Origin of the sequence: Candidatus Amarolinea aalborgensis (assembly GCF_900491745.1) — a bacterium.
Classification (GTDB): Bacteria; Chloroflexota; Anaerolineae; order SSC4; family Amarolineaceae; genus Amarolinea; species Amarolinea aalborgensis.
The window spans coordinates 43475-66207 of the sequence record NZ_UETR01000006.1 but is presented as its reverse complement, the minus strand read 5'-3'; the positions used below and the strand labels follow the sequence as shown (position 1 = coordinate 66207).

Here is a 22733-nt window from a genome sequence, read left to right as displayed (position 1 = left end):
ACGTGCGTCGCGCAGCGTACACTCCCCCGCACACCTTAACCACAACGGAGACACGACACTATGCTCAGTGACACAGCCCGCCAACGCCTGCAATCAGACGCCAATCTGTGGCTGGCCACCGTACGCGCAGATGGGCGCCCGCACCTGGTTCCGATCTGGTTTGTTTTCCACGCGGAGCGCCTCTACATCTGCACGATGCCCGACAGCGTGAAGAGCCGTAATCTGCGGCAGAATCCCAACGTGACGGTCGCGCTGGAGAATGGCAACAGCCCGGTCATTGCAGAAGGAACGGCGGCGCTGGTGCCGCCCCCCTGGCCGGACGAGATCAACGCCGCCTTTCAGTCCAAATATGATTGGTACCTCAACCAAGACACGGACTATCGCGCGCTCTTCGAGATCACCCCACGCAAGTGGCTAACCTGGTGAGGGCGTTCATACTGCCACTGTGCAGCAGACAGACCTGACGCTATCTCTGCTTCGACAAGTAGGATGTCACCCGCCGCATACTAATACCACCAGGCATGACGGGTCAGGGCGATCAAAATCGAATCAAGTCCCCGTCGGCGGATGCCAGCCAGCGCTTACCCAGCGGCGACGCGCCCTGACGATCGCCGGGTTGTTCATCTGCAGCGTCACGATGGTGGCGCGCCCGGTGGGCGTAAGTCCCATGATAGAGGCGCCTGTCTGGTCCCAAACAAAGTGGTCAGACCATCGCTGTTGCAGAGGATGGAAGAGCGGCACTGTGAAACCAGTAAGCGGATCGGTTCCCACTTGGCGCGCGTGTTTGTGAACATTGCACGAGACACACGCTTGGCAGAGATTGTCTGCTGCCGTCGGTCCACCGTGGGATACCGGGATAATGTGATCAATGTGCAGTTTCAGACCGCTGTTAGTTTCACTGGTAAGGCAATACGCGCAACGATTCCCGTCGCGTTGGGCAACCTGGGATCGCAGAGTGGCAACGATAGGCATCTCGGCTAATTTTCCGACGTTGGCTCTGCGAAGACTGAGTATCCTCGACGCGCGAGTAAATGGAAGGCTTCGGCTCGACGTAACATGCTGTACTCAGCCTCCTCCATGAGGCGCACAAGCGCGTCCTGTTCCGCGGAGGTCAGCGCGCGTTCTTTTTGCAGTTCCGCCAGTGTCTCCAATTCGGCTTGCTGTTGCTCATCCATGGTGCTGCCAGCCAGACTCCATAAGGCCGCATCACTCAAGGATTGCATCCGGCTTAGTTCTCGACGCCAACTTGGCGGTAAGTCAGATTCCAAAGGGGGCATGGTGAGAGCAATGGTCTGGGTCAGCAACTGTTCGACCGAGATGTGGTTTACCTCAGCGACTTCTGTCACGCGTTCGAAAATAGGTTGTGGCAACGTCACTGTAATCGTTTTGGCGAGCATCATTCTCTCCTTTGCGCAGAGACTGGGCTGCTGTCCATGTCTGAATAAACGCTGGATATCGCACAAACAGCGGATAGCAGGTTTAGCCTTCGATCACCCGCTGCGCGGCCGCCAGTCCGCTGCCGGCATCAAACTGATACCCGACATCGCGCAAGCCTTGTTCGATGGCGCTTACGGCGGCGAGGATGTCGGCGCCGCTGACCGCGCCCATGTGGCCGATGCGGAAGTAACGCGCACGTATGGCCGGGTGCAGACCGCCAGCCAGGACAACCCCGGCCGCGTTGATTTTGGCGAGCAAGGCCGCGCCGTCCACACCTTCGGGGAAATAGGGCGCGCTCAGGGTGTGCGCAGCCACGGCCGGCCGCGCCGGCGCCTGCCCCAGCCCCAGGGCGGTCAGGGCGGCCTTGACCGCTTCGCTCAGGCGGATGTGGCGCGCGACCCGTGCGTCCATGCCCTCGGCAATGATCTGCGCCAGGCTGACATCAAGCGCCAGCACCAGGTTGACGGGAGGGGTGCCGAAATAGGCAGGCTTGCGCGACTGATACGCCTGCATGATCGGCAGCCAGTTGCTCCAATCGGCGTAGTAGCTGGCGACCGGCTGCGTGCGACCCTGGAAAAGCGCCAGCGCGCGCGGCCGCGCCATGACGATCGCCAGGCCCGGCGGCACGCCCAGCGCCTTCTGCGACGCGGTCAGCGCCACATCCACGTCCCACTCCGCCATGGGCAGCGCTTCGCCGCCGACAGAGCAGACGCCATCTACCACGCTCAGCGTGTGGGCCGATCGGGCCATCTGCGCCAGCGTCTGCACGTCGGTCAACACCCCGGTGGAGGTGTCCACGTGCGTGATGGTCATCAGCGTGTAGTGATCCTGCTGCAGCGCCATCTGGATTTCTTCCAGCGCGGGGACATCGCCAATCGCCGGCGCGCGCACCTGCGTGATGATCGCGCCGGAGCGTTCGCAGATCGCGGCCATGCGGTCGCTGAAGTAGCCGGTGTTGATCTGCAGCACGCGGTCGCCCGCCTCGAGCAGATTGGCCACGGCCGCTTCCATCGCCAGGGTGCCAGAGCCAGCCAAGACGAACGGCTGACCGTCCGGCGCCTGAAAGACGGTGCGCAGGTTGTCCAGCACCCGGCCAAAAACCTCGATGAAATCCGGCGCGACGTGGCTGGGGGTTGGTTCCGCCAGGGCCGCAAGCACGGCCGGCTCGAACTCGATCGGGCCGGGGATCATGAGCAGTTTATGTGATTTCTGGGTCGTCATCGCTTTCCTTCCTTATGCGGGCAATCTGGAGCCAAATGGTTCACCCAAAGGCGCAAAGAACGCTGATAAAACAAATCATGACGTTCTAGAGTAGAACGCAGATGCACGCAGAAAAACGCAGATTGGACCAAAAAAGCCCTCAACCCCGCGCGTGCTGCCACAATTGTCCCAGGAGTTACATTGGCTGCCCAGCAAAATCGCCAAATCTGCGTGCGCAGCCAGCGTTGATCTGCGTCCTGTCTATTCCTCTGAATGCTTACCTATGGATGTCAGTCCGCCGGGGCCAAGCCCCTTCGGGCCTCCCGCTTAGCCCCGCAGGGGTTTCTAAGTCGTAGCCAGACGGCTTCAGCCTCTGGCTTCCTGCTTGCGCCGCAGACGTGTATAGACCACGGGGGCCAAGGCCAGCAGTCCGCCGCCGACCGCGATCGCCGCGTCGCGGAAGGTGAAGGCCGGCCGCGAGAGCGCCAGGTAGCTGTTATCCGGCGTGAAGTAGGTGGTGGCTACGCGCTGCAGATCAGGCAATGTGACGGCCTCGATCTCGGCAAAAAAATCGGGCAGCGACTCGCCGGGGCGCAGGGTCAGCGCTGGCCCGGTGAAAACTTCGGCCAGGCGATCATTGCTATCCATGGCCAGGACATTGCGCCCACGAATGGCGCGCTTGGCGTAATCCAGATCGGTCTCTTCCAGCTTGCCGTTCTTGACATCGCCCAGAACCTGGTCAATGTAATCCAGGATGGCCGTCACATTCGCGCCGTCGGCATCGGTCTCGATGCTAAAGTAGCCGACATCGGTCATGGTGTTGTTGGCCGCGCCTAGCCAATAGACCAGGCCGCGGCGCTCGCGCATCTCCTCGCGCAGACGGTCGCCGATGATCCAACTGAGGATGAGGATGGACGCCTGGTCTGGGTGATTGAGGCCCACGGTGCGCGCACCATACCACAGGTACGCGCGATCAATCCAGTCGGGCCACTGCGTGCGCACCTCCACAAAATGGGACGGGCTGGATCGCGCCCGCGGCAGCGCCGGCGGCGTTGGCCCGGCTTTGAACTCGCCAAACCAGCGGGCCGTTTCGGCAAAGGCCGTCGGCGCCTCGACATCGCCGACGATGAGCAAAACCATGTTGTTCGGAACATAGAAGCGCCGGTAGAAGGCCAACAGCTCGGCGCGGGTGATGCGCTGCAGCGTGCGTTCGTAGCCGGTCACTTCACGCTCCAGGGCGGCGCCGGGGAACAACTGGCGCATGAGGCTCTTGTACAAATCGTAGTCAATGTGCAGCCGGTCAGCCAGGTCTTCCAGCCAGTTGAAAAAGGCGCCCATGCGGCCGCCGCGTTCCTGGAAGATGACCCCTTTTTCCTTGCGCACCTGTTCATCGCTCAGGTTGCTGCGGAAGACGATCTCCGCCAGCCAGTCCAACGCCAGGTTGAGGTGTTCGGCCAGGACTTCGACCTCGTAGATGGTGCCTTCGTGGCCGGTATAGCCGTTGAAGCTGCCGCCAACGCGCTCGATCACCTGGCGAATTTCCTTCTCTTGCCAGCGCGCGGTGCCGTCGAAGATCAGATGCTCGAGAAAATGGGCGATGCCGTCTTGCCCGTCGGCTTCGTGGCGTGCGCCTACGCGCACCACCAGCCGTAAGACAACCGAGCCGGTGCCTGGGCGTTCCTTACACCACACCGCCAGCCCATTGGGTAGCATGGTTTGTTCGATTTGTAATAATGGATGGATCAGATTACTCAATGGTGCCTGCTTGACTCCTGGTCTGAATTTCGTCGTGAAGGCTGATTATATCGCAAGACATGCCCGCTGTCTACAATTGGTTCTTGCCCACTTTTGCCGTCTGTGCTACGATGAGCGCTCGAAGAACCGGCCCGGCTGTCCAGTCAGGCCGGTTTCGCGTGCGAAGTTTATGGGAGAGATTGTATGGGCCTTATTCAATCGCTCGCCGCGGCCGCGCGGCGGCGTGATTTCAACTTGGGCGTGGTCAACGGCGTTTTGTTTGCCGGTGTAGACACCCTGCTCGATCCCAGCCTGGTGCTGGTGACGTTTGCCAGCTTCCTGACCGATTCGCATATCCTGCTCGGCCTCGTCTACCCGTTGAGCCAGGCGGGTTGGTATTTACCGCAACTGTGGGTGTCGGGTTGGTTTCAGAGCAGGCCAAAAGCGCTGCCGATTTACCGCGCTATGGCGGTCATCCGCATGATTTGCCTGATCTTGCTGGCGCTGACCGCCTATGCCGTCAAGGACAAAGGCTGGCAGCTGCTCCTCTTCTTCAGCCTGCTCATGGCCAATCAATTGGCCTCTGGCTTCGGCGGTCTTTCCTTTATGGATGTGGTGGCGAAGGTGGTGCCGCCCGGCCAGCGCGGGCTGTTCTTTTCCTGGCGTTTGTCGCTGGGCAGCCTGCTCGGCGTTGGCGCGGGCGTCTGGGTGCGCAATCTGCTCAGCGACGCCAGCCCCATCCGTTTTCCCGACAACTTCGCGCTGATGTTTGCCGTGGCGAGCGTGCTGGCCGCGGTCGCGATGGCGGCCTTTGCCGCGGTGCGCGAGCCGGCCAACGCCGCTTTGGTTGACCGCGCCGGCCTGCTGACCCAGTTAGGTCGCGCGCGCGCCGCGCTGCAGGCCGACCCGAACTTCCGCCATTTCCTGGGGCTGCGCCTGGCCTTGATTGCGGGCAGCATGGCGACGCCTTTTTTCACCATTTTTGCGGCGCAGCGGCTGCAGGTGGCGGCGGGCGCGGTTGGCATCTTCCTGTCCGCCAACATCGCGGCCAGCCTGGCGGCCTATGTTGTTTGGGGCCAGCTTTCGGCCCGGCGCGGCAATCGCCTGGTCCTGCGCTTCGGCACCGGGATGGGCGTTCTTGTCTTGATGATCGTGCTTGCGGTCTGGCCGTTGAGCCGCCTCCTGGGTGCGCAGACGCTCTTTGTGCTGATTTTCATCCTGGTGGGCGTTCGTGATGCGGCCGTAGGTGTTTCGCTTGGCCCGCTGCTGCTAGACATGTCGCCGCCGGCGGCGCGCTCGCTCTACATCGGCTTCACCAACACCCTGGTCGGCATCACCGTTCTGCTGACCGGCATCGGCGGCTTCATCGTGGATGGCGCGGGTTTCCCTGCGCTTTTCGTCATCTCCCTGCTGGCCTACGCCGCCGCCACCTGGGCCATCTGGCGTTTCCGTGAGCAGCCGCTGCCAGCCTGACCCGCGTTCCTGATCAGTTTCCCCAATTCGACAACACGACCAGTTCCTTCATCGGATCGGTTGGATCGTTCGTCTGCAGCTTAACTCGAAAATCATGCAGACCTTCCATGCCTTTGTGCATCATGAATTGCATCGAGAGCTCTGTGCTTTGCCCGGGCTGGATGGTCGTCGAACCGACGACCGCCTTGGGTGGTCAGCAGCCCTGTTTGACTTCGACGACCGGCTGGCTCACGATCTGCAAGGGTTGGTCGCCGACGTTGCTGAGCTTGAAGGTAGCTTTGACCGGCACGTCAAGCGGCACCTTACCGAAATCAATCTGTTCGCGGTCAACAGCCAGTTTCGGCTGGTCGCTGACCTGCGCCGGGCGGCTTGTACTAGACACGCCGCGCCCGATGTTCGACAGCAACACGACACCAATGACAATGACGAGCAACGCGCCGCCGGCCAGATAGAGCGGCAGGCGGCTGCGTTTTGGGGGCGGGGTCTTGACCTTACGGCCCTGTGGGACTTGATTGGCCTTCGTAGACATCTATTCCTCCCTTGAAAATGATTTGTCGTCAGCGAGCCATTTTCATCCGCAGCGGTGAGCCGTGGCTCATAGACAACTCCTTACTAGTCATCAGTTGGGGCATTATTTCGCGAACAGGAACGTTCGGAGATAGGCAATCATCGTCCACTGTTCTTCGTCCGTATACAGCGATCCGAACTCCGGCATGCCGGTGCCCATGCCGCCGCGCAACAGCTTACCCTGGAGCAGAACGTCGCTGGCCGCCAGCATGTGGGCGGGATCGGTGAAGTCGGCCGGCCCTGGCGGCATGGCGGGATCCATTTTCTGCATGCCGGGCAGATTGAGACCGGCCGGGCCTTTCCCCTTGCCATCCGGGCCGTGGCAGGCCGCGCAATCGCGAGCGTAAAGGGTCTCGGCACGCGCCAGCGCGGTAGGCGAAACATCCTTCATCCATGCCCACGCCAGCAGGTTCCAAATATCGGCATCGCTCAGCGCGGCATTGGCAGGATCGGTCCTCAGGTCATCGAACGCGCCCGCGGGCGTAAGCGTACGGCGTGTGGCCGGGTCGGTCAAATCCTGCGGCAGCTTCGCGTTTAACGCCGCACCCGCATCGGTCGACGGCTTGGCGCTGGGCGTGGCTTGCGCCTCGTGCGGCGTGGCGTCAAGGTCAATGCCGAGCTGCTGGAACAGAGGCGGCTCTGTCGTCGCCATCACCAGCGACGAACCTCCCGTGACCTCGATCACGCCGCGCATGCGCCAGTGGTTCACGCTGCACCAGCGCGTGCAGGCAAAGGCATAACGCCCCGGCTTATCCGGCGTCACGTCCACCTCAACCACCTTGCCGGGGTAGATCTCGTCTACGTTCACGCCCAGGCCGGGGATGGTAAGCCCATGCACGACGTCTGGCGAGCTGAGCCGCAGCCGCACCGGCTCGCCAACCTGGAGGCTCAGCCGATCCGGGCTGAATCCGCCCTGCTCCGGCGCACGGGCCACGATCTCCACGATCTTGACGCCGGCCGAAGCCGCCCGCCATGCCTGGTAGCCGAAGAGGCCGGCCGGGAAGGCCACCAACACGACCAGGACGACCCCCAGGGCGAACAGCTCCTCCTTGATGCGTGATCGTGCGCGTTTCATCGTTTTCATTGTTCCCCTGATTTCCCGTTCTCGAAACTCAGGCCAGGAACAAGCCCAACAGCCCCAGCGTCGCCGCGGTGCAGAAGACCGTCACCGGCGCCGCGGCCCAGGGCGATTGGCCGTGTTGGCGGGCCGTGCGCAGCGCCAGCGCGATCGCGGCGGTCAGGCCGATCAACAGCACCGGCACTTGCAGGTAGGGTACGAGACCTGGGATGTAGGGCGTCCATTTCAGGCCCACCGTGCCGAGCAGGTTCCATCCCCAGCCGAGCGGGTCCGACAGCACCGACCAGGCATACGAAAAGTTCACCAAGACGAACGACAGTGAGAACGCAATCCAGGCGGTCAGGCCCAGCGGCACCAGGATGGCCGCGTAATCAGAGAAGAGCTTACGCATGGTCGTCTTCGCCGGTTGACTGATCCACTGGCCGCCGCGCACGGCCAGCCAGAACAAACCAGGCAGGATCGCCAGGTTCAATGCCAGGAAGATGCCAGCGTAGGCGAACCAGCCCGGGGTGCCCACCGCGCGTGCGGTCTCCTTCAGCACGCCCCATGGCCCGATCAGCACTGTGGAGTAGATGAAGGCGCAGGCCAGCATGATCAAGCCCTTGTAGGCCTCGTCGAGCTTGTGACCGGCGGTCTTCAGGAGATCGGCGCCGGGCTGGCGCACGAAGAGGGCGATGTTGTCGCGCGTGCAGGTCTTCAGACATTCGGTGCACAGCCCGCAGGACGTGTTGTTCGTCAGGCCGCCGGGGAAGACCAGCCAGGGGCAGCCATAGCCTTCATCGCTGCCGGTATAGCAGGTCTTTTCGGTATGGCTTGCGCAGATCGAGGTATCCTTCACCCGCAGCTCGATCGGCGCGACCTGGCTGTAAAGCCCGATGAAACCGCCGACCGGGCAGAGGTAGCGGCAGAAGGTGCGCCGCTCGAAAACCAGGCTGGTCCCGATGGCGACGATCATGAAACCAAGCAGCACCAGCGCGGTGGCCAGGGGCGTCGTCAGGATGACAGTGGAAAAGAGCGCGACGCCCAGGAAGCCCACGTTTTGCAGCCAAATGTTGCGGAAGGCCCGCGGCCACTGCTTGCCGAGGGTGTACAGCCTCCCCCCTGGCCGCGGCTGCACGAGTGCCCGCCGCTGGAGCCACTCGCCTGGCGCGGGGATGGGGCAGACGCCGCACCATAACCGGCCCGCGAACGGCACCAGGAGCAGGATCAACAGCGCCCACCAGACGATCCAGACGAAGACGATGCCAAAATTGCGGTTGCCGGCCGGCGTGCCTGCCAGTCCCGCGATGATCGCCAGCACGAAGAAAAGCAGCGTGATGGCGGTCAGGCTCCATTGAAGCCAGCGCGAGCGGAGCATGCGCTTGATGACAGGGATGTCTGAAATGGCGTAGCGCATCAGCGTTTCCAGAAGGCGGCCATCGCGCCGACCGCCGTGATCACGGTAGCTGCGATCGCCCGCAGCCAGGTCAGGTTCGGGCCGACTACCAGCTTGCCGATCATGAACGGATGCAGGTTACCGCAGGCCACGTTACAGCGGAAGCGGAACGCGCCGTCCTGGTCGGCGATGAAGGTGAGCTGGCCTGGCCGGCCTGGCTCGGCCTGGGTGGCGAGGCCATAGCCGTCCACGTACAATCCGTGCACCACGTCGGTGGACTCCAGGTTTACGACCAGCGTATCGCCGCGGTTCACTTGCACCGTCCCCGGTTCGAACGCAAAGGTGTGGGCCGAGATCGTGATGTGCCGTTCCTGCGGCGCTGCGCCTGTGACCGGTAGCGGCGCCAGCAGAGTCAGCAACACGAGCGACACGGTCACTCCGGCCGCCCACCACCGTGTTTTGGGTACGCTCGGCAAGCCCACCATGCGGCCTCTGCTATCTGTCATTTGCCCTCTGCTCACTGGTTGGCCGGCCCGAACTTGCTGTAGGTGTCCACGATCTGCTGCCGGATAGCGGCCGGCGACTTGCCCTCGCCGGTCATCTTCATCACGTCGGTGGCGATGTCCACGCAGAGGCTGCAACCCATGGCATGATCGTCGAAAACCGGCTTACCGTCCGCGCCGAACTCCTTGATGTAGCAGGCCAGGTTGCTCTTGTGCCCGATGGCGCCGCAGCCACAGTAGCACGGCACATTCTTCAAGGCGTCAGGGTGCATGACGGCGAACTGGTAGGCGGTGCGCACCGCAGCCGGCGCATCCTGCATCGGCTGGGGCAGCGCAGAGACAGGAGCCAGGGTGACCTTGCTAGTCTGCTGCCCACCCGCGGTGCAGGCTGCCAGCAGGAAGCTGCCGATGATGAGGGCCGGTAGTAGAAAGAAGCGTCGTTTTGACAAGGTATTGCTCCGCGAAAGTCCTTTTGTGGTGAAGAATGGTGCTAACATCAGCAAGCATCGGTAGTATACTTGCCTGGCCTCGTGACGCTAAGCGCCGTCCGGCGCGAGGAGAGTGCGCCATTTGGCGCGACGATCAGGGCGCTCACAGGTCACCTGCTATGGCCGCGCCGAATGGCCTGACGCCCTGTGCGCCAATCTACCCTTGACACGTCGTCGTCGTTGCGCGATGATAGCGGTGCAGTTGGGAAACAATGCGCGGTTGAATGTCGTTTCCATCAAAAAGAGAGTGAGGGTAGTCATATGATGGGTAGTTGGGGGTGGGGCATGGGCCTCTTGGGTGGCTTGGGCATGCTCCTGTTCTGGGGGCTGATCATCGGCCTGGTAGTCTGGCTGGTCGTGACGCTGACGCGATCCGGTGACCATGGGGCATCCCGCGGCGCGCAGCCTGACACGGTGCTGGAGACGCTGCGGCGCCGGCTGGCATCTGGCGAGATCACGCCGCAGGAATTCGACGCGCTGCGCCAGAAGCTTGGCGTTTGATACAAACGATGCGGCGACGATGGGTAGGATCGTCGCCGCATCGTTCATGAAATGGGAGCGTATCCGATGAAGAGACCGATCCTTGTCCTTCTGTTGCTCGTCGCGGGCGTGGTCTTGAGCGCCTGCGCGGCGGCTCCGACTCCGCCATCTGCGCTGCCGCCAACCGCGGCTGCCAGCGCAGCGGTCACGCGGATCACCGTGGAGCAGTTGGATCAGATGTTGGCGGGACCGAAGGATTTTACCCTGGTCAACGTGCACGTGCCTTACGAGGGAGACATAGTCAAAACGGACCTTTCGATCCCCTACGATCAGATTGACACCCATTTGAAGCAACTGTCTGGCAAAGACGCCAAGATCGTGCTATACTGTCGCAGCGGGCGCATGAGCGACATCGCCGCGCGGCGATTGGTCGAGCTGGGCTACATGCACGTTTACGATCTGACCGGCGGCATGCTCGCCTGGGAAGCCAGCGGACGCTCACTCATTCAGCGTTAGTTTTATCGCATGATCGAGGGCAGTGTACCATGACAAGTTCGGCGCCGTTGCGCGTTCTGCTCGCCGATGACCATGCCGTCGTGCGCAAGGGCATCCGAGAATTTTTGGAAGAGGACGGCGAAATCAGGGTGGTCGCCGAAGCCACGGACGGAGCGGACGCGGTGCGCTTGGCCGGTGAGCACCAGCCGCACGTGGCGGTGCTCGACGTTCAGATGCCTGTAATGAACGGCATCGAGGCCACGCGCCAGATCAAGGCCGCCTACCCGGATGTGCGAGTCCTGATCCTCACGGCCTACGACGATGATCCCTACGTGTTTGCCCTGCTGCGCGCCGGCGCCGACGGCTACGTGTTGAAGAACACCGATCCTGACGACCTGGTGCGGGCCGTGAAGGCGATCGCGGCCGGCGGCAAGGTGCTGGCGCCGGACATCGCGGCCAAAGTCGTGGCCCAGGTGACTTCAGGCAAGCCGGCTGCCGCGCAGGAGCAGGTAGAGGCGTTGACGGACCGCGAAGTGGCCGTGCTGCGGCTGGCGGCGCTGGGTTGGACTAACAAAGCCATCGCGGCGGAGCTTGTGATCAGCGATCGTACGGTGCAAGGCCACCTGGCAAATATCTACAGCAAGATCGGCGTGACCACCCGCACCGAGGCCGTGACAAAGGCGCTCAAGTTGGGTTGGCTGGTGTTGGATGCCCGCTAAAGCAACGGGCCCTCAGCCGACAGGGGGCCGGCGCCTCTTGCGCGGCGTGCGCGCGCAACTGCTGCTCTGGACGATCCTGCCGTTGGCGGTCGTGCTGATCGTGCTCTCGCTGGCCGGCGTCGCCCGCCATCGCCAGGCCATGACGCGCCTGGTGGAAGACCGCGACCGCGGCGTTACGATCGCCGAGGCGAATCGCCTGGGACGTGAAGTGGCCCAACAGACGGCGCTCCTCACGCGGCTGGCTGCTGCGCTTCCTGTTACTATGCCCCTTACAACCTTGTTGGACCCTCCGCAAGAGGTTGGAAGCAGCTACGCCGGCGGTCTGGCGCTGCTCGACAGCCAGGGTGCGCTGCGCGCGGCCTCGCCCAACGGATCCGCCTGGGCCGGGAGCGACACGGCGCGCCTTCTGGCGGCGCGAACTGCGGCCTTGGGCCAGGCGCAATACGAAACCGATCTGCCTAGCGGCGATGCCGTGCGCCTGTTAGTTGGCGTGCCGGCGTCGGCCGGGCTGGTGCTGATCGGCGCGCTGCCGGTGGAAGCCCTCAGCCTGGTCGAAAGCAACCTGTTGATGGAAGGCGAGATGCAGGGCGCCATGTTCGTGCTGGACCAGAGCGGGCGCCGCGTTCACCATCATGACCCCAGTGGTTTGGATGTTGATTCGACCGCACTGGCGAACCTGCCGCGGGCTGGCGCCGGTTCGACCTACCTGCGCGACCAGAAGGGACGGGAACTGCTCGTGTCGTACGCACACGTTGAGCCGCCGGGTTGGACCCTGGTGACCGCCGAGGATGTGCGCACGTTTGCCTCAATGGGCGTGAGTGCGGTTGAGGCTTTGCCGCTGCTCCTACTTTTCGTCGCCGTGGTCGCGTTGCTGGCGGTGTCGCTCGGCGTCGTCAACATCGTGCGTCCGCTGCAGGAGCTCGATCGGCGGGCGGCGCGGGTCGCCTGGGGTGATTTCGACGCCGTCGAGCAGCCGGTGGGCGGTGTGCAGGAAATTGACGACCTGCGCGTCACCCTGGCCCAAATGGCGGCGCGGATCCGTTCATATCAGAGCGGCATGCGTGACTACCTGAGCGCCATCACCCAAGGCCAAGAGGAGGAGCGCACTCGCCTGGCCCACGAGTTGCATGACGTCACGATCCAGGGCCTGGTTGCTTTGAAGCAGCGCGGCCAGATGGCCCGCAAGGCCATTGCTCACGATCCCCAACGCGCCGAGCAGCGGCTGGATGAGTTGAATGGGTTGATTGATGACGAGATGGCCAGCCTGCGCCATCTGATCGGCGACCTGCGACCGATCTACCTGGAAGACCTCGGGTTCGTGCCGGCGCTGGAGATGCTGCCGCGCCAGATGCAGGAACGGTACGGTCTGAGCCTGCATCTCACGGTGCACGGCGATGCGGTACGCCTGACCCACGATGTCGAACTGGCCGCCTATCGCATTGTCCAACAGGCGTTGGCCAACGTGGCGGCCCACGCGCAGGCCCGCAACGTGTGGTTGGATGTGACCTTCACCTCCGAGTCCCTGACGCTCGTCGTCCGTGACGACGGTCGCGGCTTTACCCCGCCGGATCAGCCGGCCGACCTCGTTCATCAGGGCCATTTCGGGTTGATGGGGATGCGCGAGCGTGCCCTGCTCTACGGTGGCCAGCTCACGATCACGTCCAGCCCCGGTCAGGGCGCCACCATCACAGCGCAGCTTCCCCTGCTGCGCTGATTGCGCACAAATCGGCTATCTGCAATCGCTCTCGTTCATCTGATTCGGCCGATCAGCGGCGTCCTCGCTTCACTTTCCACCACCGCGCTAAATGGCTGAGCCTACGACGCGCCGCTTGGCGCTGTACATCCCATCGCCCTTTCTCCTATCATAGACCTCGTCAGCCTGAGAAAGTCCGATTTTGAGGTGAGGACTGCCATGTGCGACCGGACTATTTCCAAGATGCTCGTCCCTCTGCTCGCTGTTTGTTGCCTGGTACCACTCGCGGCGCTCGCCGCCGTACTCTACCTCGCCGCGCCGGTGTGGTTCGTGGCCCCGGCCGGACTGCTGATACTGGTACTGCTGGCCCGGCGGCTGACGGGGCTGCTGGCCGCTGACGATGGGCCTGGCTCCTCCGGCGATTTCCCTGCACAACAAGGACGATCGCCGCATGATCACCATCCTTCATCAGCGCCTGGCGGATCGCGGGCCGGAACGCACGAAGGAATGATGCCATGACAGCTATCTCTCCATCAACTCCTGCCTCCCCCCTGGCCGTAAGAGTAGAGCGGTTCGTCCAGGGTCTACGCCGGCACTGGTTGTTCCTCTTCGGCCTGATTCTGGGCATCTGGACGACACTGCCCTGGCTGGCGCCGGTCTTGATGCACCTGGGCTGGTACCGGCAGGCCTGGTGGATCTACTTCATCTACAGCCTGTTCTGCCACCAACTGCCGCAGCGGTCCTGGTTTCTGTTCGGCCCGAGTATCACGCCCTCGCTGGCCCAGATCCAGGCGGAGAGCGGCGCAGGCGCCGACTTCTTCGCCCTGCGCCAATTCCTCGGCACACCCGCACTGGGCTGGAAACTCGCCTGGAGCGACCGCATGGTGAGCTTTTACGGCGGGTGGTTCCTATTTGGCCTGCTCTATGCGCTGGTGCATGGCCGGATCAAGGGACTGCGTTGGCCGTTGGCCCTGGCGCTCCTATTGCCGATGGCGGTGGATGGGATCACGCACATGATCAGCGACCTGTGGGGCGTGACCGCCGGCTTTCGCCAGAGCAACGCCTGGCTGGCTGCCCTGACCGGCAACGCGCTGCCGCCCACATTCTACGCGGGGGACGCCTGGGGATCCTTCAATTCCCTGGCGCGGCTGGGCACCGGTCTGTTGGCCGCGTTCGCCCTGATCTTCTGGTTATTGCCCATCGTGGATCGCGCTTTGCGCGACGATGGATCATCTACGGGTGCGACGCACCCATCTCGAGAGAGGAGCATCGTATGACAGACACGGCATCGGCGCCCCCTGAATTTGACACGGCCGCAGCAACAGGCCAGGTCGCGTCGCCGCGGGTGCGGCAGTGGCTCGCCCCGGCGTGGTTCCTGCTGGGCATGCTGGTCGGCATGTGGAACGAACCTCCACAACATCGCAGGCCGGCTGCCGACGATGTTCCGTCAAGCCGGCTTCACCGCCATGGCGCAAACGGCGCAACACATGACGATCCTCGGTACGCTCGCACTGTACCGCGGCTGTAAGTAAGTCGCTCCGTCGCGCCGTGGACCTTGGGGGGCAAATCCAGCCGGGCGTCATAACACCAGAATGAGATCCCGACAGAGCGGCTCCAGCCACGATGACGCCAAACATCGTACGCTAGAAGTTGAAAGGGTCGCCCGGAAATGCAGCTTTTTTGCTATACCAGGTCTATCGTTTGCGCTGATGACAGGGCCGATCCCTTCGGCTATGCTGTTCCTATGTACAACACTACGCCCAAAGCGAGGTTGAAGCAGGTGTGTGGGCGTCCAAGATGCCCGCGGCTGACTCCGGTGGGTCTGCTGGGCGAGCGTGAAGGGGTAATGGGGGGTGAATTTGTAACTATGAACACGAAAACAGCGGTTGCCATCGCATTACTCGTCGTCGTGACGGCTCTGTGGCTCACAGGCTGTACGCCTTCCAACGGGGCAACGGGCCCTGGCGTGGGGTCTGGTGGTACCATTGGATCAACAGGGCCTAGCGTAGGCGCAGGCGCGGGACAGGGAATGATGTCTGGTGGAACTGGGTGGGGGGCGGGAGCCTTTCGCTCGAATGGTGAACGGATCTATTTCACCGCCACGAGTGAACGCGGTACGGCCATCACCTACACGGGCGGTCCGGCGTCGAGCGGCTGGATGATGGGGAGCGGGCAACTGGCGTGCGCCTCGTGCCACGGCACGGATGGGCGGGGCGGCGTACACCGCATGGGCATGAATCAGGTGATGGACGCCAAAGACATTCGCTGGTCGGCCTTGCAGGGCGAATTCGACCTCGAAAAGTTCCGCCTGGCGGTAGTGAAGGGTCAAGATCCCGACGGCACGCAGTTGAAATCGGACATGCCGCGCTGGACAATCAACGACGACGATCTGGCCGACGTGATCGTCTACCTCAAAACACTACCCTGATAAGGGAGAAAACCCTATGGCGACTAATATTGGTATGCGCGCTAGAATCAACCTGCCCTACGAGCAAGCCGTCCAGAAAACCACGGATGCGCTCAAGGCAGAAGGCTTCGGCGTGTTGACGCAGATTGACGTGAAGGCCACACTGAAACAGAAAATCAACGCGGACTTCCGCCGTTATGTGATCCTGGGCGCGTGCAATCCCCCGCTCGCTCATCGTGCGCTCTCGGCCAACCTGGACGTGGGCTTGCTGCTGCCTTGCAATGTCACCGTGTACGAAGAAGGCGAAGGTTCTGTTGTCACCGCCGCGGACCCGGTGGAAATCCTTGGCGTCCTCAAAGAAGACCCGATTGCACATGAGGTTGCCGTGGAGGCCAGAACCAGGCTGCACCGTGTGATTGCAAGCCTCAAGTGACCTGGATGAAATGAGGCGTCAGCAACAAGCTATTTGGCGGGGTAGAGCGCCCGCCTATTGGCTTCCCGACGGCCCGGCATTTGGCACTGTACACGCGATGATCTCAGTGCGAGAATGTCGTTGAACACTTGAAGGATGTGAGTCGGTTTGATCACCGGAGTGAATGTTCTCACACTCAAGTTGAATTGAAGAAAGGAATGTGCTCATGGCCAAAGATCCCGTGTGCGGCATGGACGTAGATCCGAGGACGGCGGCTGGTATGTCCGACTACCAGGGGCAGACGTACTACTTCTGCTCGGCCGGCTGCAAGAAAGCGTTCGACAAGGAGCCGGCCAAGTACGCCGGCAAGGTAGAAGATCACAGCGCCCACAAGCGCTAGAGCGCCAGGGGTAGGCGATGTGAAGGCGGGGGGGCGGTGGATCTCCTGCCTTTTTGTTGATGGGTCCACGCGGAATTCAGGCTGCACCACCGAGATTCTGGCGGTCCCGGTGACCATAGGCCGTTTGACGCATGCCAATTCCCATGAATCGGCGCTTGTGCCGGAGGGCCTGGTCTGTTATCATGGCATCTGGCGCTGAGACGCCGAAGAAGGAACTTGCATCATGGTCAAAGATCCCGTTTGCGGCATGGAAATCGAACCCGAAGCTGCTGCGGCGACGCGCGAGCACATGGGGCAGACGTTTTACTTCTGCTCACCCAATTGCGTCGCGCAGTTCGACGCCGACCCGCACCGGTATGCGCAGGCGGCGCTGACCGCGGCGGAAGGGGTGCTGCCAGCTGGCTCGGCTACGACCGGCTTCAACCCGGCTCTGCCTTTCGTCAGCGTAAACTTGCCGGTGCTCGGACTGAAGCAAGAACACGCGGCCGGCGTCGAGGCGGCCGTGCGCGGCGTGCCGGGTGTCCGCAGCGTGCACGCGGCCACCGGTACGGGGATCGTGGCGGTCGAGTACGACCCGCAACGCGCCACCACCGTCGCGCTGACCGCGGCGCTCAAATCAGCCGGCTTCCGGGTCGGCGGCGCACAGACTCGCATCGGCATCGACAACTTGCGCTGCGCCTCGTGCGTCGGCTTCATCGAGGACGACCTGCGAGCGACGCCGGGCGTGCTCAGCGCGTCCGTCAATGTCGGCACGCAGGAAGCCACGGTCGCGTACTTACCCCAGCAAACCACCCTGGCGCAACTGCACAGCGTCATCCAAGACTGGGGCTACCAGGCTCGCCCGGCCGCCAGCGAGGAGCCGGTTGACAAGCAAGAAGCCGAGCACGACCGCGAGTACCGCAGCCTGTACCGCAAGTTCCTCTTCGCGGCCGTCATTTCGCTGCCGGTGCTGCTGACGGCCTATCCGCAGTATGTTCCGTTCGTGCGCGACTGGAGCATGGCGACCTTGCGCCTGGCGTGGCTTGGCGCAGCGCTGTTGACCCTGCCGGTACTCTTTTGGTCAGGCGGCCACTTCTTCACCGGCGCGTGGGCCGCGCTCAAGCACCGCGCGGCCAACATGAACACCCTGATCGCGCTCGGCACCGGCGCGGCCTGGCTCTACTCTACCGTCGCCATCTCCTTTCCACGCCTCTTCCCCGAGGGCACAGCGGAGCCGTTCTACGACGTGGCGGCGGTGGTGATCGCGCTGGTGGTGCTGGGCCAGGCGCTCGAATTGCGCGCCAAGGGCCGCACCAGCGAGGCGATCAAGAAGCTGATGGGGTTGCAGGCCAAAACCGCGCGCGTGATTCGCGACGGCCAGGAGCTTGACATTCCGGTCGAGGAAGTGCTGGTTGGCGACGTGGTGCAGATGCGCCCCGGCGAGAAGGTGCCGGTGGATGGCGTGATCCTGGAGGGCAGCTCGGCAGTGGACGAGTCCATGCTCACCGGTGAGTCGCTGCCAGTGAGCAAGCAGGCGGGCGACGAGGTGATCGGCGCGACGCTGAACAAGACCGGCGCGTTCAAATTCCGCACGACCAAGGTCGGCAAGGATACGACCCTCGCACAGATCGTCAAAATGGTACAGGACGCGCAGAACAGCAAGGCGCCCATCGCCCGCCTGGCCGACACGATTTCCGGCTACTTCGTGCCCGTCGTGATGATCCTGGCTGTGTTGACCTTCGTCGCGTGGTTCAACTTCGGCCCGCAGCCGCAGTTGGTGTATGCGCTGGTCACGAGCGTGACCGTGCTGATCATCGCCTGCCCCTGTGCGTTGGGCCTGGCGACGCCGATGAGCCTGATGGTCGGCATCGGCAAGGGCGCGGAGTACGGTATCCTGATTCGCTCCGGCGAGGCGCTGCAGACCGCCCAAGCCATCAAGACCGTGGTGCTGGATAAGACTGGCACGATCACCAAAGGCAAACCGGAACTGACCGACGTGGTCGTCGCCGGCGCCTGGGCGGCGGACGACCTGCTGCGCCTGGTGGCCGCCATAGAACGGTCGTCGGAGCACCCGCTGGCTGAGGCCATCGTCGAAGGCGCCAAGGCGCGCAATCTGACCTTAACCGAGCCAACGGCGTTCGAGGCCGTCCCCGGCTACGGCGTGCTCGCCACGATTGAGGGCCATAAGCTGGCAATCGGCAATCTCAAGCTGATGCAACGCGAGGGCATCGCCTTAGGTGGCTTGGAGAGCCAGGCCGCAGAGTTGGCGGACCACGGCAAAACGCCGATGTACGTCGCTGTGGACGACCTGGCCGCAGGCATCGTCGCCGTGGCCGATACCGTGAAGGCCGACTCCGCCGAAGCCATCGTGGCGCTGCACCGCATGGGCATGGAGGTGGTGATGATCACCGGCGACAACCGCCGCACGGCCGAAGCCATCGCTAAGCAAGTGGGCGTGGATCGCGTGCTGGCCGAGGTGCTGCCGGAGGACAAGGCGCATAACGTACACCTGTTGCAGGCGGAGGGCAAGAAGGTCGCGATGGTGGGCGACGGCATCAACGACGCGCCGGCGCTGGCGCAGGCCGACGTGGGGCTGGCCATCGGTACGGGCACGGACGTCGCCATCGAGGCATCGGATATCACCCTGATCAAAGGTAGCCTGCGCGGGGTGGTGACCGCCATCGAGGTCAGCCGCGCGACGATGCGCAACATCAAGCAGAATCTGATTGGCGCATTCATCTACAACGTGTTGGGTCTGCCGGTGGCGATGGGACTGCTCTGCCCGTTTTTTGGCATCTTGCTCAGCCCGTTGCTCGCCGGGGCCGCCATGGCCTTCTCCAGCGTGACCGTGGTGGGCAATGCCAACCGATTGCGCGGGTTCAAGCCGCGGGTCAGCGCCCGCTAGAGCAAAGGAGATACGACCGATGACTGCAAGTCAAATCGTCGTTACGTTGACAGGACTCGCCTTGAGCGGCTTTATTGCCTGGTTCTTCTGGTTCGCGCCGAAAGGCCAGACTCGCGCCGCGGCCGGCGCGGGTGGCGTCCAAGAAGTCGCCGTGATCGTTAAGGGTGGCTACACGCCCGACGTCATCGTCGTCAAGGCCGGGCATCCGGTGCGCCTGCGCTTCACGCGCCAGGAAAGCGCAAGCTGCTCGGAGATGGTGCTTTTCCCAGACTTCAACCGAAACGCCAAGCTGCCGGAAGGCGAGGAGGTCGCGGTCGAGTTCACGCCGGACAAACCGGGCGAGTACGGTTTCCAGTGCCAGATGGGGATGTTGCGCGGCAAGCTGATCGTCGAGTAGCGCGGGATCCCGCTAATCGCTTCTTGGCGGAGCTAAACAACTTTCTAATTCCTTACCACCCTACCGTGCCAGGGCCGCCTTTGAACGGCCCCTCAATGTCCGACGTGATCCAGCCGCCGTAGAAATCACCCGGCTGCGGCGTCACGGTTTCGCCATCCACCAGGCACTGGTCCATCCGCCCTGGATAAAAGGCGACGTAACCGGCCAGCGCCTCGTAGCCCGCCGTTGGGTCCGGATAGAACCACGCCGCATTGACGGCCGTCTTGTCGCCAACCGCGATCGTGTAATAGCCTGCCCGCCCTTTGAACTCACAAAACGAGCTGCGCGGCGTTTGTGTCAGATACGCCATGCGGATGTCCGCGGGCGCAATATAGTACACCGGCGGATGACTGGTCTCCAGGACGCGCAACGCGCGCTGTGTGTCGGCAATCAGCACGCCGTTGAAAAACACCTGCACGCGTTTATTGGTCGCCTCAACCCGCGGGGGCCGCGGATAATCCCACACCGACTCGGGCAGGAATTCTGAATGTGGAACGCTGAACGCTGACTTCTCGTTACTCACCCCTCACCTCTCATTCGTCTCTTCATCCCTACACGCGATCATCCTCTGCACTCTGCACTTTGCACTTTGCAGTCTGTATCTCCTCTTCTGACTACTCCCCCCGCACAACCGTCACTGCCAATCCATCCACGTAAGGCACGACGGTGCTGACGAGGCGTGGATCGGTGGCTAACCTCGTCATCGTGCGCTGCATGCCCTGCACGCGGGAGGAGTTCTGCGCGGCCTGATCTACCAGTTCGCCATGGAGTTCCACGTTATCCAGCACGATCGCGGTTCCGGGCCGCGCCAGGCGGATGGCCCATTCCAGGTAGGCGGGATAATTCTCCTTGTCCGCGTCGATAAAGATCAAATCGAAAGGCGCGGCCGGGGTCAGGGTGGGCAGTGTAGTCATCGCGGGGCCGCTGAGTACGGTTGCTTTGGCGCCCAGACCCAGACGATTCCACTGACCCTGGGCAAACACCGCGTGGTGGGGATTGACCTCCAAACTGATGAGGCGGCCGTTGGGCGGTAGGGCGCGCGCGATCCAGGCGCCGCTGTAGCCAGCCAGGGCGCCGATTTCCAATGCGTTGCGCGCGCCGGTCAGGGCGACCAACAGCTGCAAGAATTTTCCCTGCTCGGGGCCAATGCTGATTGCAGGCAGACCAGCCACCTGCGCCTCGACCTGGAGCTGCACCAGGTCAGGATCATCGTGATGAAAATGGGTGCGCAGGTACGTCTGAAGTGCGCTGAGCGGCATCTCTTGTTCAAGCCTTGACATCGAATCACCTCGCTGTGGATTTACGCCGAATGGCAGGGGTGATTGTATCACAAAGGGCGGCGGTTTGGCCTTGCAGGCAAGCGCGGCAAAAAAGGCTTGACAATGCAGGGGAACAGTTATAGACTGAAGTCAGTGACAGAGCCATGATTCGTTGCGCGCCTGGCGGGATGACATAGCCTCCCCCGGCGATTTGCTGAGCAGATCTGGCTGTCGCAGGCTCAACGATCCAATGGACTGCGCACACCGCGACCGCCGCGGTTGAGCACGTGGTTAGGCGAGACGAGTTGTCTACGTGGCGGGCGACTACATCCTAAAGGAGGAACGCCATGAGATACATACAGAACTTGCACGGAAAGTCACTGGCCATTGTGGCCCTGGGCATTTTGGTCATCGTGATGGTGATCGCCTTCAGCGGTCTAGGCGGGAACGCCACTGAGTTCACGGCGCAAGCGTTTCAGTCGCCCATTGAAACACCGACCCCAATCCCTTCCCCAATGCCAACCCCGCTCTCCCCGACGCCACCATCCGGCCCCTCGTTGGAAAAAGATGGTGACGCTTTGCTGGACTTCTTTGAAAAAGAGTTGGAGTTTCAGGATGCGTTTGGGGGCATTTACCTGGAGCATGCTGCGGGTAGTGAGGATTATACTGCCGGTGGCAAGTTGGTCTTGCAGCTTGTGCGAGACCACGAGGAAGTAAATGATATTCTTGCAATGCTACCATCCCTCCGGTATCCCGAACGACTGCGCATCGAGTGGGTTGATTTTTCTGGTGAGCGGCTGGAGCAACAATTTTGGGCAATTTCGAACGCTGCTTCACGACATCCCGAGCTCCGAGCGGTGTCTATTGATGAAAGAAATAATCGGGTTGAGGTGCTAATCGCTCCATCCGATGCATGGAAAATATCTGATGGAGTCGTTGACAAAGCATCTCTTCCCGACGACCTTGCCACATTGGTAGTCGATCCATGCGTTATCGTCAGGGAAGGTGAGATTGAAGATGAACCCGTTGCAGTGAGAGGGGGTGACAGTTGGAGCAATACCAGTGGTGGGAGCAATTGTACTCTTGGATTCAAAGTCGAATACAACAACACGTATTCCATGCTGACCGCCGGGCACTGCATAAGCGCGCTGGGGATGTCGGCAGGGGACGATGTATACCATAACACCACGAAGATTGGTACTTACTCAGGTGTTTATAAAGATGGAGCATCGTCAAGTAGCGGTACGGGCATTGATGCTGCCATTCTTTACATGAACGATTTTTGGACTGCTTACGAGGATGTTATTGACTACAGTTCCTACCGTGACATCGTTGGCTCAACTGATAATTACGTCACAGGATACTGGCGGTGCTGGACAGGAAAGAACTCTGGAACGAAATGCGGCGAAATAAAATGCACAAGTATTACGTATCAGTCCGGTGGACGCTGGTACACTGACGTGTTCACGGTCGACCCGGACCCGGTGGCAGGCGACAGCGGTTCACCAGTGTACAGACCAGAGACCAATTCAATGGCAAGCGTCACTGGAGTTGTGCACAGTCGTGCAAGTGGGGCGACTTGTATGAACGGCTGGGACACGTCTGCTTCAAAATGGCACAATATACACGACTATTGGAGTCTAGCATTGATAACTGGCGATGCCTATCTCCCCCTGATACTAAAATAGATAGC

At 62.2% G+C, this 22733-nt stretch carries 24 protein-coding genes and 1 pseudogene; 13 read left to right on the top strand and 12 right to left on the bottom strand.

Translation table 11 applies throughout. The features are described 5' to 3' along the window. Window positions 1-60: 60 nt before the first annotated feature. On the top strand, window positions 61-426 hold the full coding sequence (locus ACPQ6D_RS10080) for a pyridoxamine 5'-phosphate oxidase family protein (RefSeq protein WP_423224191.1): 366 nt from the start codon (window positions 61-63) through the stop codon (window positions 424-426). A gap of 360 nt (window positions 427-786) precedes the next feature. Here ACPQ6D_RS10080 and ACPQ6D_RS10075 read toward each other — a convergent pair. The 4 genes and pseudogenes from ACPQ6D_RS10075 to ACPQ6D_RS10060 all read right to left on the bottom strand — a co-directional run. Next, a pseudogene (locus ACPQ6D_RS10075) lies at window positions 787-972 on the bottom strand (HNH endonuclease); the annotation flags it as partial. 5 nt (window positions 973-977) lie between these two features. Further along, window positions 978-1400, bottom strand: a complete 423-nt coding sequence (locus ACPQ6D_RS10070) for a hypothetical protein (RefSeq protein WP_423224190.1) — start codon at window positions 1398-1400, stop codon at window positions 978-980. 79 nt (window positions 1401-1479) lie between these two features. Beyond that, the gene (locus ACPQ6D_RS10065; protein ID WP_423224189.1) at window positions 1480-2658 is read right to left on the bottom strand and encodes a pyridoxal-phosphate-dependent aminotransferase family protein; all 1179 of its coding nucleotides are present in this window, start codon (window positions 2656-2658) and stop codon (window positions 1480-1482) included. Between the two features lie 345 nt (window positions 2659-3003). Then, window positions 3004-4350: a M16 family metallopeptidase gene (locus ACPQ6D_RS10060; RefSeq protein ID WP_423224188.1), complete on the bottom strand. Its 1347-nt coding sequence runs from the start codon at window positions 4348-4350 to the stop codon at window positions 3004-3006. Window positions 4351-4575: 225 nt separating this feature from the next. Between ACPQ6D_RS10060 and ACPQ6D_RS10055 the strand changes: the two genes are divergently transcribed. Beyond that, window positions 4576-5844, top strand: a complete 1269-nt coding sequence (locus tag ACPQ6D_RS10055) for an MFS transporter (RefSeq protein ID WP_423224187.1) — start codon at window positions 4576-4578, stop codon at window positions 5842-5844. Between the two features lie 193 nt (window positions 5845-6037). Here ACPQ6D_RS10055 and ACPQ6D_RS10050 read toward each other — a convergent pair whose 3' ends face one another. From ACPQ6D_RS10050 to ACPQ6D_RS10030, 5 genes are all read right to left on the bottom strand, one after another. Next, window positions 6038-6373, bottom strand: coding sequence for a hypothetical protein (locus ACPQ6D_RS10050; protein WP_423224186.1), 336 nt, complete (start codon window positions 6371-6373; stop codon window positions 6038-6040). A gap of 102 nt (window positions 6374-6475) precedes the next feature. Then, window positions 6476-7486 carry a c-type cytochrome gene (locus tag ACPQ6D_RS10045; protein WP_423224185.1) on the bottom strand — a complete coding sequence of 337 codons (1011 nt, stop codon included), beginning with the start codon at window positions 7484-7486 and terminating at the stop codon, window positions 6476-6478. Window positions 7487-7523: 37 nt separating this feature from the next. Then, window positions 7524-8885, bottom strand: a complete 1362-nt coding sequence (locus ACPQ6D_RS10040; protein WP_423224184.1) for a 4Fe-4S binding protein — start codon at window positions 8883-8885, stop codon at window positions 7524-7526. Next, window positions 8885-9370: a cupredoxin domain-containing protein gene (locus ACPQ6D_RS10035; RefSeq protein WP_423224183.1), complete on the bottom strand. Its 486-nt coding sequence runs from the start codon at window positions 9368-9370 to the stop codon at window positions 8885-8887. The genes ACPQ6D_RS10040 and ACPQ6D_RS10035 overlap by 1 nt, the downstream gene beginning before the upstream one ends. A gap of 11 nt (window positions 9371-9381) precedes the next feature. Next, a complete protein-coding gene (locus tag ACPQ6D_RS10030) occupies window positions 9382-9816 on the bottom strand; it encodes a PCYCGC motif-containing (lipo)protein (protein ID WP_423224182.1) in 435 nt (144 codons plus the stop codon). Between the two features lie 300 nt (window positions 9817-10116). Between ACPQ6D_RS10030 and ACPQ6D_RS10025 the strand changes: the two genes are divergently transcribed. The 4 genes from ACPQ6D_RS10025 (at window position 10117) to ACPQ6D_RS10010 (ending at window position 13263) form a co-directional block, all read left to right on the top strand. After that, entirely contained in the window at window positions 10117-10356 is a 240-nt protein-coding gene (locus ACPQ6D_RS10025; RefSeq protein WP_423224181.1) for an SHOCT domain-containing protein, read from the top strand. 66 nt (window positions 10357-10422) lie between these two features. After that, window positions 10423-10851 (top strand): rhodanese-like domain-containing protein, encoded by a 429-nt coding sequence (locus ACPQ6D_RS10020; RefSeq protein ID WP_423224180.1) that lies wholly within the window; start codon window positions 10423-10425, stop codon window positions 10849-10851. A gap of 29 nt (window positions 10852-10880) precedes the next feature. Further along, a complete protein-coding gene (locus ACPQ6D_RS10015) occupies window positions 10881-11549 on the top strand; it encodes a response regulator (RefSeq protein WP_423224179.1) in 669 nt (222 codons plus the stop codon). After that, window positions 11539-13263 carry a histidine kinase gene (locus ACPQ6D_RS10010; RefSeq protein ID WP_423224178.1) on the top strand — a complete coding sequence of 575 codons (1725 nt, stop codon included), beginning with the start codon at window positions 11539-11541 and terminating at the stop codon, window positions 13261-13263. The genes ACPQ6D_RS10015 and ACPQ6D_RS10010 overlap by 11 nt, the downstream gene beginning before the upstream one ends. Window positions 13264-13350: 87 nt before the next feature. Here ACPQ6D_RS10010 and ACPQ6D_RS10005 read toward each other — a convergent pair whose 3' ends face one another. Then, complete coding sequence (locus tag ACPQ6D_RS10005) at window positions 13351-13695, bottom strand: hypothetical protein (RefSeq protein ID WP_423224177.1); 345 nt, start codon at window positions 13693-13695, stop codon at window positions 13351-13353. 62 nt (window positions 13696-13757) lie between these two features. Between ACPQ6D_RS10005 and ACPQ6D_RS10000 the strand changes: the two genes are divergently transcribed. From ACPQ6D_RS10000 to ACPQ6D_RS09975, 6 genes are all read left to right on the top strand, one after another. Then, window positions 13758-14519, top strand: coding sequence for a DUF2085 domain-containing protein (locus ACPQ6D_RS10000; RefSeq protein ID WP_423224176.1), 762 nt, complete (start codon window positions 13758-13760; stop codon window positions 14517-14519). Window positions 14520-15271: 752 nt separating this feature from the next. Continuing rightward, window positions 15272-15670, top strand: coding sequence for a c-type cytochrome (locus tag ACPQ6D_RS09995; RefSeq protein WP_423224175.1), 399 nt, complete (start codon window positions 15272-15274; stop codon window positions 15668-15670). A 16-nt stretch (window positions 15671-15686) separates the two neighbouring features. Then, window positions 15687-16082: a DUF302 domain-containing protein gene (locus ACPQ6D_RS09990; protein WP_423224174.1), complete on the top strand. Its 396-nt coding sequence runs from the start codon at window positions 15687-15689 to the stop codon at window positions 16080-16082. 205 nt (window positions 16083-16287) lie between these two features. After that, a complete protein-coding gene (locus ACPQ6D_RS09985) occupies window positions 16288-16461 on the top strand; it encodes a YHS domain-containing protein (protein WP_423224173.1) in 174 nt (57 codons plus the stop codon). 223 nt (window positions 16462-16684) lie between these two features. After that, the gene (locus ACPQ6D_RS09980) at window positions 16685-19345 is read left to right on the top strand and encodes a heavy metal translocating P-type ATPase (RefSeq protein ID WP_423224172.1); all 2661 of its coding nucleotides are present in this window, start codon (window positions 16685-16687) and stop codon (window positions 19343-19345) included. 19 nt (window positions 19346-19364) lie between these two features. After that, window positions 19365-19742 carry a cupredoxin domain-containing protein gene (locus tag ACPQ6D_RS09975; RefSeq protein ID WP_423224171.1) on the top strand — a complete coding sequence of 126 codons (378 nt, stop codon included), beginning with the start codon at window positions 19365-19367 and terminating at the stop codon, window positions 19740-19742. A 52-nt stretch (window positions 19743-19794) separates the two neighbouring features. Here the strand turns inward: ACPQ6D_RS09975 and ACPQ6D_RS09970 are convergent, their stop codons facing one another. Together ACPQ6D_RS09970 and ACPQ6D_RS09965 are read right to left on the bottom strand one after the other, a co-directional pair. Beyond that, window positions 19795-20304, bottom strand: coding sequence for a DUF427 domain-containing protein (locus ACPQ6D_RS09970; protein WP_423224170.1), 510 nt, complete (start codon window positions 20302-20304; stop codon window positions 19795-19797). A gap of 91 nt (window positions 20305-20395) precedes the next feature. Then, the gene (locus tag ACPQ6D_RS09965) at window positions 20396-21061 is read right to left on the bottom strand and encodes an O-methyltransferase (protein WP_423224169.1); all 666 of its coding nucleotides are present in this window, start codon (window positions 21059-21061) and stop codon (window positions 20396-20398) included. Window positions 21062-21387: 326 nt separating this feature from the next. On the opposite strand from ACPQ6D_RS09965, the gene ACPQ6D_RS09960 reads away from it, so the two are divergent. After that, window positions 21388-22728: a chymotrypsin family serine protease gene (locus ACPQ6D_RS09960; protein WP_423224168.1), complete on the top strand. Its 1341-nt coding sequence runs from the start codon at window positions 21388-21390 to the stop codon at window positions 22726-22728. Window positions 22729-22733 lie beyond the last annotated feature (5 nt).

Excerpts from the sequence above, each read along its gene's own strand:
- ACPQ6D_RS10070 (WP_423224190.1), bottom strand. The coding sequence starts at position 1,400 with ATGATGCTCGCCAAAACGATTACAGTGACGTTGCCACAACCTATTTTC.
- ACPQ6D_RS10005 (WP_423224177.1), bottom strand. The coding sequence starts at position 13,695 with ATGCGGCGATCGTCCTTGTTGTGCAGGGAAATCGCCGGAGGAGCCAGG.
- ACPQ6D_RS10015 (WP_423224179.1), top strand. The coding sequence starts at position 10,881 with ATGACAAGTTCGGCGCCGTTGCGCGTTCTGCTCGCCGATGACCATGCC.
- ACPQ6D_RS10040 (WP_423224184.1), bottom strand. The coding sequence starts at position 8,885 with ATGCGCTACGCCATTTCAGACATCCCTGTCATCAAGCGCATGCTCCGC.
- ACPQ6D_RS10020 (WP_423224180.1), top strand. The coding sequence starts at position 10,423 with ATGAAGAGACCGATCCTTGTCCTTCTGTTGCTCGTCGCGGGCGTGGTC.
- ACPQ6D_RS10065 (WP_423224189.1), bottom strand. The coding sequence starts at position 2,658 with ATGACGACCCAGAAATCACATAAACTGCTCATGATCCCCGGCCCGATC.
- ACPQ6D_RS09980 (WP_423224172.1), top strand. The coding sequence starts at position 16,685 with ATGGTCAAAGATCCCGTTTGCGGCATGGAAATCGAACCCGAAGCTGCT.
- ACPQ6D_RS09985 (WP_423224173.1), top strand. The coding sequence starts at position 16,288 with ATGGCCAAAGATCCCGTGTGCGGCATGGACGTAGATCCGAGGACGGCG.
- ACPQ6D_RS09965 (WP_423224169.1), bottom strand. The coding sequence starts at position 21,061 with ATGTCAAGGCTTGAACAAGAGATGCCGCTCAGCGCACTTCAGACGTAC.
- ACPQ6D_RS10035 (WP_423224183.1), bottom strand. The coding sequence starts at position 9,370 with ATGACAGATAGCAGAGGCCGCATGGTGGGCTTGCCGAGCGTACCCAAA.
- ACPQ6D_RS10060 (WP_423224188.1), bottom strand. The coding sequence starts at position 4,350 with ATGCTACCCAATGGGCTGGCGGTGTGGTGTAAGGAACGCCCAGGCACC.
- ACPQ6D_RS09990 (WP_423224174.1), top strand. The coding sequence starts at position 15,687 with ATGGCGACTAATATTGGTATGCGCGCTAGAATCAACCTGCCCTACGAG.
- ACPQ6D_RS10055 (WP_423224187.1), top strand. The coding sequence starts at position 4,576 with ATGGGCCTTATTCAATCGCTCGCCGCGGCCGCGCGGCGGCGTGATTTC.
- ACPQ6D_RS10045 (WP_423224185.1), bottom strand. The coding sequence starts at position 7,486 with ATGAAACGCGCACGATCACGCATCAAGGAGGAGCTGTTCGCCCTGGGG.
- ACPQ6D_RS10000 (WP_423224176.1), top strand. The coding sequence starts at position 13,758 with ATGACAGCTATCTCTCCATCAACTCCTGCCTCCCCCCTGGCCGTAAGA.
- ACPQ6D_RS09960 (WP_423224168.1), top strand. The coding sequence starts at position 21,388 with ATGAGATACATACAGAACTTGCACGGAAAGTCACTGGCCATTGTGGCC.
- ACPQ6D_RS09995 (WP_423224175.1), top strand. The coding sequence starts at position 15,272 with ATGATGTCTGGTGGAACTGGGTGGGGGGCGGGAGCCTTTCGCTCGAAT.
- ACPQ6D_RS10025 (WP_423224181.1), top strand. The coding sequence starts at position 10,117 with ATGATGGGTAGTTGGGGGTGGGGCATGGGCCTCTTGGGTGGCTTGGGC.
- ACPQ6D_RS09975 (WP_423224171.1), top strand. The coding sequence starts at position 19,365 with ATGACTGCAAGTCAAATCGTCGTTACGTTGACAGGACTCGCCTTGAGC.
- ACPQ6D_RS10080 (WP_423224191.1), top strand. The coding sequence starts at position 61 with ATGCTCAGTGACACAGCCCGCCAACGCCTGCAATCAGACGCCAATCTG.
- ACPQ6D_RS10010 (WP_423224178.1), top strand. The coding sequence starts at position 11,539 with ATGCCCGCTAAAGCAACGGGCCCTCAGCCGACAGGGGGCCGGCGCCTC.
- ACPQ6D_RS10050 (WP_423224186.1), bottom strand. The coding sequence starts at position 6,373 with ATGTCTACGAAGGCCAATCAAGTCCCACAGGGCCGTAAGGTCAAGACC.